This is a genomic window from Deltaproteobacteria bacterium, assembly GCA_005879535.1.
In the GTDB taxonomy this organism is placed as follows: Bacteria; Myxococcota; Myxococcia; order Myxococcales; family 40CM-4-68-19; genus 40CM-4-68-19.
In genome coordinates, this window is the sequence record VBKI01000044.1 from 1 (window position 1) to 15,465 (window position 15,465).

Consider the following 15,465-nt stretch of genomic DNA (forward strand, 5'->3'; position numbering starts at 1 on the left):
GACCTCGTTCTCCGTGGCCGCGATCACCACGGTTCAGACCCGCGGAACGACGTTCGCCTTCATTCCCCGTTTCCGACCGCTGGGTGGCTCGCAATGGGAAGGCCGCCTCTACCGCTTCCGCCTCTTCAACGAGTTCGCGGCTGGCTGCAGCTCGGCGGATCTCAGCTCCGGCCCTGACGGAGGACCGGCGAAGACGCCGGCCAACCCGAACGGCAACGGCTCGTGCACCGATCTCTATCTGCAGGATGCGGACGGCGGCTACGTCGGCGAGGACGACGGTGGCAGCTTCGTGCTGCTCGACCCGACGCAGCCGTACACCGACGCGGGCTGGCCGATCAAGGTTCCCAAGGTTGCCGCCATTCCCATCTGGGAAGCGGCCTCGCTGCTGACCGCCCGGGAGACCCAGGTCCTTTCCGGCGGCGGAGGAAGCGCGCGCAACATTCTCGTCGCCCCGCTGGACGGCGGCATTCCCGCTCCGGGCACCAGCCTGGTCACCTACAACGACTACAGCGCGGGCAACGTGGCGACGATGACGGACTACATGAAACTTTCGGGGGTCAATTCGGACTTCTGCGTTGGCCTGGGTTCCACGTCGCGCCACGCCTACGCGACGGAGCAGGACTGCGGGACAGATCTGATCAAGTTCGTCGAGGGCCGCGACGTGCTGCGCCAGAACACCGACGGCGGCCTGGCCCGGCCCAACATCCTCGGGGACATCTTCCACTCCTCGCCGATCCTGGTCACGCCGCCCGCTCCCACCTTCCTCTGTGAGACGGGCATCGTCACGCAATGCGTGCGCACTCTGTACGCGGAGGACGTCGCCGGCCAGTCCACGCCCGGGAGCAAGGCGGCCTACACCTCCTACTACAACAGCAAGCTGAGCCGGCAGGAGTTGATCGTCGTCGGCGCGAACGACGGCATGCTGCACGCATTCCAGGCCGGCAACTGGCAGGCCGACGCGGGAACCTTCGACGACGGCACCGGCCAGGAAGTGTGGGCCTTCATCCCGCCCGACCTGGTGCCGAAGCTGCAGCGCTATGCGCTGAGCGCGTTCCACAGCATCCTGCTCGACGGGTCGCCCTGGGTGCGCGACATCTGGAAGGACGGCACCAGCAACGGCATCGCTCCCGCCACCTCGGCAGACGGGCAGAAGCAGGCCCAGGAGTTCCACACCATTGCCATCGTCGGCGCCGACACGTCGTCCAATCCGCAGTATCTCTGGACCTGGCCTCCGCCCGGCAGCAACTACGAGCTCGCCGCCGGCGAGAGTTGGAACGATACCACCCCCAACCCGCCGCCGATCGGACCGGTACTGATCCAGGACAACTCCGGCCCCATCACCGTGACGGTGGGAGGATCGTCGGTGAAGGCGTCCGAACGCTGGGTGGTGGCGCTGTCGGGCGGCTTCGATCCGAACTACGTCCGCGGCCGCGCCGTCTACGTGCTCGACGCGTGGGACGGCACGCTGCTCTACAAGTTCAGCCGCTACGACACCAGCAGCGCCACGGATCCCCGATACTCGCTCGGAACCGTGCTCGCGCCCGTGTCGCTGGTGGACTCCAACTACGACAATTTCTTCGATCTGGGCGTGGTCGGCGACACCGACGGCCAGCTCTGGACCATCGACATGCTCAACCCCGGCACCCTCTCCGGCGGGCTGGTCACGAACTGGTACGGCGGGCTCACCTTCCAGCAGTTCAAGGGGAACGCGATGTCGCAGCGCGCGCCGTTCACTACCATGGCCGGGGCCCGGGTGTTCGAAGACGCGAAGGGCGGCGTGCGCGTGTATCTGGGGTCGGGCGACCGCGATCAGATCAAGGTGCGCGACACCGACTCCGCGGACGGCGGCACCTGCGCGCTCGACAACCTGCGCGGCTGCATCCGCAACAACTGCACCGTCGACGTGAACCAGACCATCTACCAGATCGGGTCCGGCGGAACGTCGGAGTCGATGACCGGCCGTTGGAAGTACACCTCCGGAGGTAACGCGCTGACCACCAACACCTTCACCTTGGACTCAACCAGCAACATCGCGGGCGCCTGCAACGATCCGGCGAAGGTCAACGTGCAGTACCAGGTGACCTGCGGCTCCACGGCGATGGCCGACCCGAACGACGGCGGCACCACCATCTTCAACACCATGAATTGCGACTTCAACGGCGGCAACGACGCCGGCGAGGAGTGCCTGGACACCAGCGGCAAACCGGTCGATCAGCCCGGCGTCGCCTTCACCTCGCCCGCGATCACCAACACGCGGTTCTACTCGGTGAAGTTGTTCGATCCGCCCGGGTACGTCAATCGCCCCCGCATGGTCGAGGGTGCGACGCAGACGACGTACAACCAGCACACGCTGACCGATATGGACCTTACCAACGTCGGCGCCGACGCAGGAATGGCGACGGACGCCGGCGGCTGGTTTCTGCAGCAGACGAACGACTTCAACGAGAAGACCGTGACGGCGCCGCTGTTGCTCGGAGGCTGCGTTGCCTGGAACACGGAGGTGCCCAGCGTGCTCTTCTCGGGCACCGGGGCCGACGGCGGCTCCGTCTGCGGCGGCGGCACCATCCCGTCCGACACGGCCTACCTGTACCAGGCGAACGACGATACCGGCGTCGTCCAGTGCGGCCTGGCGGGTTCGGCAACGCAGCTGGCGACGTCGCGCTTCCAGCAGCGTTCGGTGACCACCACTCCGCAGCAGCCCACGCCCGTCGTGTCTCTGAACGCGAAGACGGGACAGGCGGGGTACAGCGGGGTCTCGTTGGAGCCCGGCGCCATCATTCCAATCCAGATCCTGGTCGGCGCGGCGGCCGTGCAGGGCGACGTGAGCTGGCTGGACGTGCCGCGCAACCTGCACAACTGCCGGCACCCCTCGGACGGCGGCACCGCGATCTGCACGAACTAGGGGATCCCTCGAACGTCCGCTCGTGCTAGATCAGCATTGCCATGGCCGTCGAGCCCAAGCGCCACGGCGGTGCGAGCGCCGCCGACAAGGCGGTCGAACAGATCATCGAGCGCATCCACGAGGCGCGCAAATTCGACTTCCGCAATTACAAGCGGCCCACGTTGCGCCGCCGCATCGAGCGGCGCATGGCGGACCGGGGGTGCAGGTCTGCGGCGGAGTACCTTGCGCTGATCGAGCAGGACCCCGGCGAGTTGCAGGCCCTGCTCGCGTCGATGTTGGTCAAGGTCACGGGGTTCTTCCGCGATCAGCAGACGTGGGATTTGCTCTCGCGCAAGGTGATTCCCCAGATGCTCTCGGAAAAACGCACTGGCGAAGAGATCCGCGTCTGGTGCGCGGGATGTGCCACTGGCGAGGAGGCGTTTTCGGTCGCCATCCTGCTGGCGACGGCGATGGGACCGGCCTTCCAGAATCAGGAAGTGAAGATCTTCGGCACCGATGCGGACGAGAAGTCCGTGGGCTTCGCGCGGCGCGGCGTCTACTCGAGGGAGCAAGTCAAACCTCTGCCGGCCGATCTCCTCAAGACCTGGTTCGTGGAGGAACCCACGGGTTGGAGCGTCCGCAAGGACATCCGCCGCTCGGTCGTGTTCGGCGTCAACAACCTGGTCTCCGACGCGCCCATCTCCCGACTCGACCTGCTCGTTTGCCGCAACGTCTTCATCTATCTCGACGCGACCCTCCAGAAGCGGGTGCTGACCCGCTTCCATTACGCGCTTCGCCGCAACGGCCTTCTGCTGCTGGGCAAGAGCGAGCTGATCCCGTTCGCTGGGAAGATCTTCGACCCAATCGACCTTCAGCACCGCATCTACCGCAAGGACGGACGGCGCGACTCGGCGGTGGCGCAGGAACGATTGGTCTCGCTGCTGGAGCAGGAGTCGATGGCGCGAGACGTGGAAGAAAATCGCGCGGGATCGGGCGCCGTCGAGCAGTTCCACCGCGGCGTGGTCGAGTCGTCGCAGGTGCCGATGGTGGCGATCGCGCGTGACGGGACCATCGTGCTTTGGAACGCGGCGGCGGCCAGCCTCTGGGGCCGCAGCGAGACCGAGGTGGCCGGGAAAAAGCTCACCACGCTGGCGCTTCCGGGGATGTCCGGCGAGCTCCTGGTAGAAAAGACAGCCTCCGTCCGGGAGGGCCGCAGCGCTGTCGAGGTCGGAACAGGCGTAGTCCAGCGCAGCGCAGATCCGCGTCCGCTGCAGATCGAGGTGGAGGTGACGCCGTTGCGCGCCGCACGCGAGATCGTCGGCGTGTTGTACTCGGTACGGGACACGACCGCCCTGCGCGATCTGGAACGCGAGCTGCGGAAGGTGACCGAGGAACGCCACTCCGCGCTCGACGAGCTGCAGAAGATCAACGAGGAGCTGCAGAGCTCGAACGAGGAGCTGGAGACCACCAACGAAGAGCTGCAGAGCGCGAACGAGGAGCTGCAGACCACGAACGAGGAGCTGCAGTCGACCAACGAGGAACTGGAGACGACGAACGAGGAGCTGCAGTCGACCAACGCGGAGCTCGACGCGACGAACCGCGAGCTCGCCCATCGCACCGAGGAGCTCAACTCGCTCGCGTTCGTGCAACGTACGACCATCAGGACCCTCAATGCCGCGGTGATGGTCCTGGACGCTTCCGGGCGCATCAAGATGTGGAACCTCGCCGCCGAGCGGCTCCTCGGAATTCCCGAGGACGAGGCGGTGGGACAGTTGCTCTGGACGCTGAACATCCCCGCGCTCGGCAAGGGAGTGTTGCAGAAGATGCGCAAAGCGCTCGGCCAGCAAACCCCGTTGCGCGCCGAGCGAATCGCCTACCAGCTCGCCAACGGAACCGATGGTTGGGCAAGCGTCGCGGCCATTCCCGTTCTCGACGGCGGCAGCGCGCTCGGCTCGGTGATCACGTTCGAGGACGTGACCCGGATGGCCAACCTGTCCGCGGAGATCGCCACGTTGAAAGCGGGCGACGCCAACCATGGCAAGCGCACCCGACGATGATCACCGCGGCGAGGTATTGCGCACCAAGTACGCGGAGCTCGCGCGCAAGTATTCCGACCTCGTCGAGCGGCTGGGGCGTCGCGCAGCCCATGACCTTGCCATCTATCGCCTGGGGTCTTTCGACGTCCGGATCACGGGCGCAGCGCTCGCTCTCGTAAGCGGGGGCACGATCCAGGTCGGCAACGCCCGTTTCATCCAGCTGTCGCGGTCGATCAAGGGACCGTTGATCGCCGCGGAGCCGGATGGCGCGCCGCCGTACGACGATCTGCGCGCGTTGGTGCTCGCCTGGTCGGAACGATTGTTGCGCGAGCGGACTCCCGCCATCGAGATCCGGTATCGCGACGCGGCGTCCGACGCGCTGGTGTCCCTCCGGCTCGAGCGAAGCGTGCAAGCGGCGGGCGCGGTGACGCTGGTTCTTGCCGAGGACGTCAGCGAGAACGTCCGGCGCGACCGCGAGTTGGCGCGGACCCGGCATGCCCTCCTGGACCGCGAGCGCCTGCGGGTGCTCGGGGAGCTGGCCGCCTCGATCGCGCACGATCTGGGAAACACGCTGCGCGGCGCCAGTTTCCAGCTTGCGGCGCTGCGAGACAACACGCTGACGGCGGAGAGCCGTGTCCAGGCGCTCCGCGCCGTGGAGGAGCGCGTCGAGATCGCGTCGGAGATGATCGCCAGGTTGCACGACTTCGCCCGCAGCGGGGCGGTCGGAGAATCCGCGGTCCGGCTCGACCGCATCGTGGCCCAGGCCGTGGCGCTGGTCGACATCGACTTCCATGAGTCCGCCGCTCCGGTGAACGTCAGAACCTCGATTCCCGACCTGCCGGCGCTGCGTGGATCGGTGGCGGAGCTATCGCTGCTGTTCGTCAACCTGCTGCGCAACGCGCGCGATGCGATGCCCGAGGGCGGTACGGTCACGGTTGCCGCACGCCGGGAAAAGAATGCGCTCGTCGTGACGGTGTCGGACGAAGGCACGGGGCTTCCGGCCTCGGTCCAGGCCCGTCTCTTCGAACCGTTCTTCACCACCAAGGGTTCGCGAGGCACCGGCCTGGGCCTCTGGCTCGCTGCCGGAACGATGGAGCGATTGGGCGGAAGCATTCGCGCCGCCAACCTCTCGCGCGGCGGCGCGATCTTCGTGCTCACGTTCCCGCTCGAGCAACCTACTCGGCGCGGTCGCCGTCGTGTTTCGGCGACACGCCGAGCCGGAGCGCGTCCCGCACCGTCCGCGCCTGCCCCTCGGCGGCGTCCGCGCGCTCGTCGAAACGCGTCGCGGACCTGACTTGCCGCAGCTCGCGGGCGCGGATCGCCATCCGCCGCGCCAGCGAGGCCTGCTCCTCCAGCGCGCGGAGCGCCGCCCAGAGCGCTCCTTCCATCGCGGTGCGCTGCTCGAGATACAGGGATTCGGGAGCGAACGCGTGACCGACCCGGCAGCGGAAACGGAGCAAAGCGCTGTCGTGCACCTCGTTGAGCACGCCGCCGCATTCCGGGCAGCCGAGGCTGGACGGGTCGCCGACCTTCAGCGCGCCGTCCGTCGATCCACGGACTTGCAGCGTCGACTCCACCTCCAGCATCGCCGAGTGGGCGGCCACCGCCGGCTCGGAAACCGTCTCGGCCACGAGCTCAGGTAGAAGCTTGCCCAGCTCGGCAACGGGAAGGACATGATCGATTTCCACATTCTCGAGCGCGCTGCGCGGCATCCCGTCGACCAGCGCATCGTTCGGATCCTGGACGACCGCCAAGCCGCCCTGATTCTTGATCGCAATCAGGCCGGCGGTGCCATCGTCGAGCGCGCCGGAGAGCACGACCCCGATCACGCGCGGCCCGTACGTATAAGCGGCGGTTCGAAAGAGCGGATCGATCGCCGGCCGGTGTCCGTTCTCGCGCGGCCCGCGGATCACTCGAATGTGGGATTCGTGCAGCAGCAGGTGGTGATCCGGGCGGGCGACGTAGATGCAGTTGGGAACGAGAGCTTCGCCATTGTGCGCGTGCTTCGCGGGCATCGGACCTGCGGAGCTGAGGATGCGCGGAAGCACGCTCTTGTGCTCCGGAGCGAGGTGCAGGACGACGAGGACCGCGGCGCCGAGGTCCGCCGGCAAGTGGCGAACGAGGCCCCCCAGCGCCTCGATTCCGCCGGCGGAAGCGCCGATGACGACGATGTCGCGCCGGGGCATTCGGTCCAATCTACCCCTGCTTGTCTGCTATCGCACGCGTCGGGGCCGCAAATGTCGAACGCTCGGCTGCTCTTGCTGAAATATCCTGCGGTACGGAGTACCCTCGGGTACGGATGAGCGTATAAGGAACGAACCATGACCCCCCTGAGCGTGGCATTGGTGGACGATCATCTGCTCTTTCGCGAAGGCCTGCGGGCAATGCTCGCCAGCGCTCCCGATCTGCGCATCGTCGCGGAAGCTTCGAATGCGCAGGAGGCCATCCCCGCGGTGCGCGCGTCGGAGCCTGAAGTCGTGGTGCTCGACGTGATGCTTCCCGGCGTCAGCGGGATCGGCATCGCGCGCGAGTTGCTGCGCGAGAATCCCAAACGGCGCCTGCTCGCCCTCAGCATGGTCGCCGACGAGGCGCACGTCGCAGATGCGTTGCAGGCCGGAGTCCTCGGCTACGCGTGCAAATCGCAGTCAGCAGCGGAAGTCGTGGAAGCGATCCGTACGGTAGGGCGGGGTGAGACGTATCTCGCGCCCCAGGTATCCGGTTTCGTCGTCTCCGACTACCGCCGTCTGCGCAGCGGAGACGACGGCGTCCGTTCGCCCCTGGCGACGCTCACCGCGCGCGAGCGGGAGATCTTCGAGCTCTGCATCCAGGGAAATCCAACCGCGCAGATCGCCAAGCAGCTCTGCATCAGCCCGCGCACCGTAGAGACCCATCGCGGGCGCATCCTGCGCAAGCTCAACGCGCACTCCGCCGTGGATCTGGTCCGCCTGGCTGCGCGGTGGGGGCTGCTCGCGCAGTAGCAGCGGAGTTGCGAGGTCGCGCCTCGCGGGCGATGCTCAGCCGCGATGCGTGTGCTGGTCACCGGCGGCGCCGGGTACATCGGAAGCGGCGTCGTCGAGCAGTTGCTGGCGTCTGGCCACTCCGCGGTGGTGTACGACAGTCTTTACAAGGGTCACCGCGACGCCGTGCACCCACAGGCGAAGTTCATCCAGGCCGATCTCCTGGACGCGGCCGCGCTGACATCGGCGCTCGACCGGGTCGAGGCTGTCGTGCACATGGCGGCGGATTCCCTCGTTGGCGAGTCGGTGAGAGAACCTGCCAAGTACTACCGCAACAACGTCGTCGCCGGCCTTCTCCTGCTGGAAGCCATGCGAGGGCGGAGCATCCGCTGGCTGGTGTTCTCGTCGACGGCGGCAATCTACGGCGAGCCTGCCAGGCAACCGATCGAGGAAACCGCTCCGGCCGCGCCTACCAACCCGTACGGAGAGACGAAGCTCGCCTTCGAGCGCGCGCTGCACTGGTACTCGCTGGCGTATGGGCTGCGGTCGATCAGCCTGCGCTACTTCAACGCCGCCGGCGCGACCGCATACTGCCGCGAGCGCCACGATCCCGAGACGCACCTCATCCCGCTGGTGCTCCAGGCGGCGCTCGGCCGCCTGCCGGAGGTAACCGTGTTCGGAACGGACTATCCGACACCGGACGGAACCTGCGTGCGCGACTACGTCCATGTCGAAGACCTCGCGCGGGCGCATGTGCTCGCCCTGGACTCCTTGGCGAGCGGTCATCCCGGCGGTACGTACAATCTCGGCTGCGGCGGCACCGGCTACTCGGTGAACGAGGTGATCGAAGTTGCTCGATCGGTGTGCGGTCGCAGCATTCCGATCCGCCTCGGAGCGAGGAGGGCGGGCGACCCGGCGGTGCTCATCGCCAGCTCCAGCCGGATCTCGCGCGACCTCGGGTGGCAGCCCCGTCTCCAGGATCTGCGAGAAATCGTGCGTTCCGCCTGGGACGCTCTCAAAGCGTAAGGCGGGGCGGTCGTCTGTTGGCATTTGACCGCCGTCAGGGGCAAGTTGCGGACGCGCGAGAATCCGGACGTCAGTCGCGGTGCCGCGTTCCGGCGGCGGGCTCGTGCCTGCCGCCGGTCGTTTCTTATTCGCTACGGGAACCCCCGCCCCTTGCCCCCCGTAGTCGACTGTATTATCGCCAAAGAACGACGATGACCACCGCAGCGCTAGTCGACGACCATCCCGTCTTCCGCCAGGGCCTCAAGCTCCTGTTCGAGCTGCACGGCGACCCGCGCGTGGTTGCCGAGACGTCGCTGCCGCATGAAGCGGTGGAGATGGTCCGCAAGTCGCGTCCCGACGTGGTGCTCCTCGACCTGGTTTTTCCCGACGGCGTCAGCGGCGTCTCCGTCGCTCACGAGCTGCTTCGCCGCAATCCGGCGGAGCGGATCCTCTTCGTCAGCATGGTCAAGGACGCGGCGCGTGTCGCGGACGCGCTCGAATCCGGAGCGCTCGGCTACGCGACGAAAGACCAGAGCGCCGAGGACCTCGTGGAGGCCGTCCGGACCGTCGCTGCGGGGCGATCGTATCTGGCGGCAACACTGGAGAGCGATCGCATTGAGGCGCAGCGCAAGGCCCTGAGGGAGAGCCCGCGTCTCGGGAACCTGGGGTCCCTCACGGCACGCGAGCGCCAGATCTTCGACATGACCGTCGCAGGACTCACCGCCGCGGCCATCGGGCAGAAGCTCTCGATCAGCCGCCGCACCGTCGAGACGCACCGGGCGCGCATCCTCTCCAAGCTCGGCGTCCACTCCGCCGCGGAGCTCGTCCGCATCGCCGCACGCGCCGGGATGCTGTAGCGCTACCGAGAAGCTTGAGAGTTGAGGACCTGGCGAATTGCTGTCTCCAACTCCTCCGGGAGACAAGGCTTGCCGAGGAACATCGTCGCTCCGGCTTCGCGTGCCTGGACGCGAACCCTCTCGCCCACGGCCGCAGAGAGCATGATCACCGGAATGTCCTTCGTCTTCGAGCTCGCTCGAAGGAGACGAAGGATTGTCATGCCGTCCATCGTCGGGAGAGAAACGTCGAGCACGACGACGTCGCAGGTCTCTTGCAGCGCGCATCGAAGGGCGGCATCTCCCTCCGCGGCCGTGGAGACGTCGTACCCGACGTGCCTGAGGTACGCCGCGTAGAGCTCCCGCGCGTCCTCGTAGTCGTCCACGATGAGGACGCGCAGGCGCCCACTCATACATTGCACGTACACGGCTTCTGGCGCGCCGACCACGCTCCGCCAGTGAAAACCGGCAGGTACGACAAAAAAGAAACCCCCGATCTGTTGGGAATCGGGGGTTTCGAGGCAGTGAGAGCGGAAGGAATCGAACCTTCAACCTATGGATTAAGAGTCCATTGCTCTGCCAGTTGAGCTACGCTCCCCCAACGCACCAGCGGGCGGCGCTGTCTATCCGGTCCAGATGCATGCGTCAAGCCTGATGCGCCGGGGGAATCGCGTCGCGCGACTAGAGCCCCGCGAGCGCCGCCAGGATGTTGTTCAGCAGCTGCGTCAGCACGTTGGTCAGCGCGGTGCCGAGCAGGTTGATGCTCAGGCCGTTGAGCAGGTTCGCGACCGCGCAGAGGAGGTTGCCGAGGAGATTGCCGGCGCCTGGGACCGCCGTGATGTCGAGGACCACTTCATTGAGGTGGACGGTGAGCCCAAGCAGATTCAGATCGAGGGGCCCGAGGTCGAGGTGCAGGATCGGACAGGTCGCCTGCGCCACCGAAGGGTCGTTGGTGCGCAGCGCGCGCGTGCCGTTTGGCTCGACTCCTCCGAAGCCCGTCGGCGCGGCGGTCGCCGCGTTGTTCACCGGGATCAGCACGATGGCGCCGGCGACCTGCTGCGCAGGACCCGTCGCGGGAGTGATCGTGCCGGTCAGGCTGCCGATCGCCTTCAAGCCATTCTCGTTGACGAACCCGAGAACATCCATCGTGCCCTGGAACGCGTTGCCGTCCGCCGACGTCCCGTTCACCGGAACGGCGGAGAACGGGTTCCGCTTCGAGCTGTCGGCCCGGGCGGCGGGAACGAGGAACGCCACCGCGGCCAGGAAGGGAAGAGCGACTCGTCCGAACGCATCCATTTTGGACCTCCGCTTTTGGTCCACAACGCTGCCTTCCGCACTCGCAGTGCGGCATCTGGCGGGAACGCCGGCCAGTCCTGCGAATGGCGCGGCGCGGCATGGTCGGTGAAATGCGCTACTGGCGCTGGCCGCGGAGCCAGGCGGTCGCCGCCTCGGTCCGACTGGCCATTCCGTGCTCGCGAAGCACGCGCTCGAGATGGGTTCGCACGGTGCGCGGGCTCATGCCGAGACGGCCCGCGATTTCCTTGTCAGACAGTCCTGCGGCGACCAAAGCCAGCACCTGCGCTTGCCGCGGTGTGGCCCGCAACGCGCGCAGCTCGCCGTCGACACGGCCGAACGCGTCAGAGGCGTGAGCAGCCAACTCGACCAAGACGCGCTCGTCGTCCGCGGTGAACGCGCCCTCGCGCGCCGAAGCGATGTATGTCGTTCCGACGACGGTGCCGCCGGCGACGAGAGGAACATAAAGGGCGGACCGGATCGCCGCGGACCGCGGCGGCAGCGCGCGTTCGGGGTCTTCGATTCCGCCGGCGAGCAGCGCGTGCAGCTGCAGGGCGCGGTCGCGTACCGGTTCGCTCAGGTCGGTGTCCCGGCCACAAACATCGATCACCAGATCGTCGCCGGGCCGGCGGATGACGGCGGCCGCGGCATCGAAGGACACGACCCTTTCCAAGGCGCGGGGCAATAGCCCCGCCAGGTGTGCGTACGATCGGGCGCCCTGTACCTCGGGGAACGGCATGGCTGCGCGGTCGTCCAGATCCCCGTCGCCAGAGAGTGCGTCCGCCGCTTGTTCGAGGGTGGTCAGGGCGTCGAGGAACCTCCTCACGGCGCGCTCCGGAGGGATGGCATCCGGGTGAAGCCGCCGCCAGCTCGCGAGCACCCGCTCGACGCAGTCGTGCAGGAGAATCGTCAGCGGATTGCTCGTGTCGGGACTGCCACTCGGGTCCATCGGCATCAACATTAGATACGAATCGCGTCGTGGCATTCACCGTGCAAGGCGCCGCACGCCGCCTCGGGGAAGAGAGGCGCTGGAGAAAAAGGATGGTTGCACAGGGAGACTCGCCCATTGCGAACGTCCTGATCGTCGACGACCGCGCCGAGAACCTTCTCGCGCTGGACGGCATTCTCAAGCCGCTCGGGGCGCGCATCGTGAAGGCGCGCTCGGGCGAAGAGGCGCTGCTCCACCTGCTCCGCGAGACTTTCGCCGTCATCCTGCTGGACGTGCAGATGCCCCGGCTGGACGGACTACAGACCGCCGAGCTGATCAAGCAGCGCGAGCAGACCCGCCACGTGCCGATCATCTTCATCACCGCACTGAGCCGCGAGGCGGCGTACGTCTTCAAGGGGTACGCGCACGGCGCCGTCGACTACCTCCTCAAGCCGATCGATCCGGAGATCGTCCGCGCCAAGGTGCGCGTGTTCTGCGACCTCTGGGTCCGGGGCGAGAAGATCCGCCGGCAGGCGGCGCAGAGCGAGTTGAAGGACGTCTTCCTCGCTTCCGTCGCCCACGAAATGCGGACTCCGCTCGCTGCGGCGAAAGCACAGGCGCAGCTTGCGCTGCACCAGCTTTCGGAGAGCGAGGGCGATGCCGCCTCCGCCGGCGCGCTGCGGGTCATCTCGCGGCAGATCGACAAGGTGGTGCGACTGGTCTCCGACCTGCTCGACTTCAGCAGGCTGGAGACGGGATCACTGCCGCTGAACCCGACGCAGGTGGACGTGGCGGCGATCGCGCGCGACGTCGTGGCGCGACTGCAAATGGTTGCGGAGGGACGCGAGCTTTCGGTACAGGGGCCAGAATCGGCCACGGCCATCGCGGACCGCGATCGGATCGAGCAGGTCCTGACCAACCTCGTCTCCAACGCGATCCGCTATTCGCCGGAAGGATCGGCGGTGGAGATCGGCGTGCAGGCGCATCCCGAGTGGATCCAGCTCAGCGTTCACGACCACGGCATCGGCGTGCCGCGCGATCAGCAGCAGCGGATCTTCGAGCGCTTCGCGCGCGTCAACGACGACGGCGTAGGCATCGGCCTCGGCCTCGCCATCGCCAAGGCCATCGTCGAGCAGCACGGAGGCCGGATCTGGGTGGAATCGACCGGCAAGCAGGGCGAGGGAAGCACGTTCCACGTACGCTTGCCGGTGAAGAAAGAGTGATTGGCGAGACGCGCGGGCCTCAGTTCATCCGCGAGCGGATCATGCGCGCTGCGCCCTCGGCCAGCGGTTCGTGGGGGTGAATCTTGAGCGCTTCGCTGAACTCGCGCAGTGCTTGCGACAGATCGCCCTTCTTCAGATAGACCCGGCCCAGGTTCAGGAAAGGGAAGTGGCGCGGCTCGTAACGCGGCGCGCTCTTGGCGCGCTCGAGCCACGGCACGGCATCGTCCAGCGCGCCCTTCTCGATCAAGTATGCGCCAATGTCGTTATACGGGTTGCCGAAGTCGGGATCGACCTCGATGGCGCGTTTGCATTCGGCGATGGCGCGCTCGACGTGGCCGGCATGCGCATAAGCCCAACCGAGGAAAGTGTGCGCCTCGGCGGTGGGGCAGGTCTCGATGGAGCGCCGGTACAACTCGACGGCGGCGCGCAACTCTCCTCGGCGGTGCCGCTCGAAGCCCTTCCGCCACAGCTCGACGGCCTGGGCTCGAGCGTCCGGTGCGGACATGCCACTTTCTTAGCAGGATCCGAGGGTCTTGGCTTCCCCCGCGGGGCTCCCCTCGCTCGCCGGATCGACAAGCGAAGCGATCTCCAGATCGAGCCGCCTCCGCGCCGCCTCCTCCGAGCCTGCCGACTCGCGCAGGAGCCAGTGCATGAGCAGGTCGGGCAACTCGGCCGGCGCCACCGCGACGCCAGCGGCATCGCCGGAAACCTGCCGCGCGCTCGAGTAGCGGCGTGACCAGGCGCGCACGGAAAAGAAGTCACGGCGCCGCTCGGCCCAGGCGCATAGCATGCTCGCGGCGATGCGGTGCACGACCGTTGGCTCCGGGCCGCCGCTTTCCCGAAGCGACGGCTCCTCGCCGTGGAAGTCGAGGGTGAAATGCAGCGCGCCGTCGGGGAGCACCGCCTCCAGGGCGTAGACCGTCCCCGCTTGCCGGTAGCGCCAGGGCAATGACAGCGGGCGCGAAACGTCGCGCGCCCAGGCGGCGAGCGCCTCAACGATGTGCCGCACGCCTTGGCGGAGCTCCTGCGACCCATGGCCGTCCAGGTTCGGATCGGCGAGCGGGGGCACCGGCGCCGTCGGATCGAAGCGCAACTCCTTCTCGCCGCGTCCGGTGCAGGACACGAAAGGCGACGCGGCGCGCAGGATCCGCGCCTCGCCGGATTCGACTTCGAGCACGTCACCCGGGTCCATCGTCTCGCCCCGGAGGATCGGAGCGACGCGGCGCAAGTCGGCGAGGAAGCTCTCGCGCGAGACAGGAAAGAGGAATCGGTTCAGCCACGCGTGCTCGCCGCAGAAGCGGAAGCCGGCCGAGCCGGGGACGACCAGGCCGGCCTCGAGCGCGGCTGCGGTCTCCAGATTCCTCGCATGCTCCCTCCAGGGGAACTCGGTGTGCCGGCTTTCGAAGAACTCGAAGTTCTGGCTGGCGTAGCGGGCGAAGTGTGCCGCGAGGCGGAAGCGGGCGCGGAGCTGTTCGGCGGTCTCGCGCGACACGGCCGTGTCGACCTGATCGAAGATGGCACCGGTGGAGTCGGCGAAGACGAGACCCACCTCCCGCACGGGCTCCTCGGAGCGCGTGGGCCACAGCTGCGTGTCGAACCAGCTCACGGTGTGCCCCGGCTCCAGCCGGAGCAGCTCCTTGAAGCCGAGCTTCTGTACCCCGTGGGCGATGAGCGGGTCGTGGGGCAGGAGCACCGTGGTGTCGCGCCCCAGGAGCGCAAGCGAGCGCACGTCGAAGTGGTCCGGGTGGCGGTGCGTGATTACGACGAAGTCCGGAGCGGGCATGCCGTTCCTGTCCACCGTGCGCTCGGGCCACGAGGAGACCGCCCCGCCCTCGAACGGATCGAGCAGCACGGGATCGACGAGGAGGACTGCCTCGCGCGTCTCCACGAGCAGCGTCGCGTGACCGATCAACGTGCAGCGCACACTGGCACGCTACGTCCGAGGCGGACCGACGCCAAGACCCGGCGGTGTCGGGCTGCTCCCAGCGGTCATGGAAGGGACCGGTACGGGCCTAGGCCGCGATGAGTCGATCGCACTTTGCGGCGAAGACGAAGTCGCTCTCGGTCAGGCCGTCGATCTTGTGCGTCCAGATCTCCACCACCACCTTCCCCCAGGCGAGCTGCAAGTCCGGGTGGTGGCCCTGCTCCTCGGCCATGGCGCCGATGCGGTCGACGAAGGGCAGCGCGCTCTTGAAGTCCCTCAGCTTGTACATCTTGCGCAGGTGATGGTCGCGCACGGACTCCCAACCCGGCTCGAGCTGGCGGAGCAGCTCCGCGAGCGGCTCGGCACCGAGCGGCGGCACGCCTCC

Annotated in this window: 13 protein-coding genes, 1 tRNA gene and 1 pseudogene; 7 read left to right on the top strand and 8 right to left on the bottom strand. The window is 67.5% G+C overall.

All coding sequences use genetic code 11. The features are described from left to right. From E6J58_03420 to E6J58_03430, 3 genes are all read left to right on the top strand, one after another. Nucleotides 1–2,902, top strand: a 2,902-nt coding sequence (locus E6J58_03420; protein TMB41204.1) for a hypothetical protein, incomplete at its 5' end; no start/stop codon positions are given. A 41-nt stretch (nt 2,903–2,943) separates the two neighbouring features. Further along, nucleotides 2,944–4,938: a PAS domain S-box protein gene (locus E6J58_03425; protein ID TMB41205.1), complete on the top strand. Its 1,995-nt coding sequence runs from the start codon at nt 2,944–2,946 to the stop codon at nt 4,936–4,938. Beyond that, the gene (locus tag E6J58_03430; GenBank protein TMB41206.1) at nt 4,916–6,211 is read left to right on the top strand and encodes a HAMP domain-containing histidine kinase; all 1,296 of its coding nucleotides are present in this window, start codon (nt 4,916–4,918) and stop codon (nt 6,209–6,211) included. The genes E6J58_03425 and E6J58_03430 overlap by 23 nt, the downstream gene beginning before the upstream one ends. Here the strand turns inward: E6J58_03430 and E6J58_03435 are convergent. Beyond that, complete coding sequence (locus E6J58_03435; GenBank protein ID TMB41207.1) at nt 6,093–7,103, bottom strand: chemotaxis protein CheB; 1,011 nt, start codon at nt 7,101–7,103, stop codon at nt 6,093–6,095. The genes E6J58_03430 and E6J58_03435 overlap by 119 nt on opposite strands. Nucleotides 7,104–7,238: 135 nt before the next feature. Here E6J58_03435 and E6J58_03440 point away from each other — a divergent pair, with 135 nt between their 5' ends. The 3 genes from E6J58_03440 to E6J58_03450 all read left to right on the top strand — a co-directional run bounded on the left by E6J58_03440 (nt 7,239) and on the right by E6J58_03450 (nt 9,736). Next, a complete protein-coding gene (locus tag E6J58_03440; GenBank protein ID TMB41208.1) occupies nt 7,239–7,895 on the top strand; it encodes a response regulator transcription factor in 657 nt (218 codons plus the stop codon). Nucleotides 7,896–7,940: 45 nt separating this feature from the next. Further along, entirely contained in the window at nt 7,941–8,900 is a 960-nt protein-coding gene (galE, locus tag E6J58_03445; protein TMB41209.1) for a UDP-glucose 4-epimerase GalE, read from the top strand. Between the two features lie 191 nt (nt 8,901–9,091). After that, entirely contained in the window at nt 9,092–9,736 is a 645-nt protein-coding gene (locus E6J58_03450) for a response regulator transcription factor (protein TMB41210.1), read from the top strand. Nucleotides 9,737–9,738: 2 nt separating this feature from the next. Here the strand turns inward: E6J58_03450 and E6J58_03455 are convergent, their stop codons facing one another. From E6J58_03455 to E6J58_03470, 4 genes and pseudogenes are all read right to left on the bottom strand, one after another. Further along, complete coding sequence (locus E6J58_03455) at nt 9,739–10,125, bottom strand: response regulator (GenBank protein ID TMB41211.1); 387 nt, start codon at nt 10,123–10,125, stop codon at nt 9,739–9,741. A 112-nt stretch (nt 10,126–10,237) separates the two neighbouring features. Further along, nucleotides 10,238–10,310 (bottom strand) — tRNA-Lys (locus E6J58_03460). A gap of 170 nt (nt 10,311–10,480) precedes the next feature. After that, nucleotides 10,481–10,630: pseudogene (locus E6J58_03465) on the bottom strand (ABC transporter substrate-binding protein). Between the two features lie 493 nt (nt 10,631–11,123). Continuing rightward, a complete protein-coding gene (locus tag E6J58_03470) occupies nt 11,124–11,990 on the bottom strand; it encodes a GAF domain-containing protein (protein TMB41212.1) in 867 nt (288 codons plus the stop codon). A gap of 56 nt (nt 11,991–12,046) precedes the next feature. Here E6J58_03470 and E6J58_03475 point away from each other — a divergent pair, with 56 nt between their 5' ends. Beyond that, complete coding sequence (locus E6J58_03475; protein ID TMB41213.1) at nt 12,047–13,156, top strand: hybrid sensor histidine kinase/response regulator; 1,110 nt, start codon at nt 12,047–12,049, stop codon at nt 13,154–13,156. Nucleotides 13,157–13,175: 19 nt separating this feature from the next. Here E6J58_03475 and E6J58_03480 read toward each other — a convergent pair whose 3' ends face one another. The 3 genes from E6J58_03480 to E6J58_03490 all read right to left on the bottom strand — a co-directional run. Further along, nucleotides 13,176–13,661, bottom strand: a complete 486-nt coding sequence (locus tag E6J58_03480) for a tetratricopeptide repeat protein (GenBank protein TMB41214.1) — start codon at nt 13,659–13,661, stop codon at nt 13,176–13,178. A 9-nt stretch (nt 13,662–13,670) separates the two neighbouring features. Continuing rightward, nucleotides 13,671–15,080: an MBL fold metallo-hydrolase gene (locus E6J58_03485; protein TMB41215.1), complete on the bottom strand. Its 1,410-nt coding sequence runs from the start codon at nt 15,078–15,080 to the stop codon at nt 13,671–13,673. A gap of 88 nt (nt 15,081–15,168) precedes the next feature. Beyond that, a partial coding sequence (locus E6J58_03490) for a 4a-hydroxytetrahydrobiopterin dehydratase (protein TMB41216.1) occupies nt 15,169–15,465 on the bottom strand: 297 nt, incomplete at its 5' end.